The 507-nt window shown below is 45.8% G+C and carries 1 pseudogene; it reads right to left on the bottom strand.

From position 1 onward, the window contains the following. Positions 1 to 463, bottom strand: a pseudogene (locus R7190_RS31155) (alanyl-tRNA editing protein); the annotation flags it as partial. Between the last annotated feature and the right edge of the window lie 44 nt (positions 464 to 507).

The raw sequence follows: 507 nt of genomic DNA, 5'->3' as shown, positions 1-507 counted from the left end.
CATCTTTACGCCAGTAACTGGCAGCGAGGACTTTGTTCAGGGCTAAGTAGGCGAGATGACCTGCACTGTGTCCACGACTCAATGCTTGTTGGTACTCTTTATCCACTTTCAGCGTCACTCGTGTACCTTGAGATAGAGTGTCAACAAGCGCTAATACATGTACGACAACAAATAACCAGCCTTCTGTATCGCGCTTTACAGGGATTGCCGCTCCAACAAATAGCTCTCCGGTTGCCACTTCAATGGCACCAACTTGACAATCAATCACTTCAAATTGTTGATCATTAAATACTAAGATGCCTTTATCCGCGGGATGATCAGGCCAGATATGGCTAACGGGATGAAACGGAGTCACGTCGGTGACTACGTAGGTCACTTCATTGTGGTTTTGAACGAGTTGAATCTGAGCGTCCAACTGCCAAGTTTGATGGCAGAAACGGGTTTGTGTCGCGGTAATCGTCATGCTTTGCTTATCTTTATGAATGTAAGAAGTTAAGGTTGTGTGCT

The organism is Vibrio sp. 1078-1, from assembly GCF_033340475.1.
Note: the sequence above shows the minus strand (reverse complement) of the source record. Positions and strands in the feature narration are given on the sequence as shown.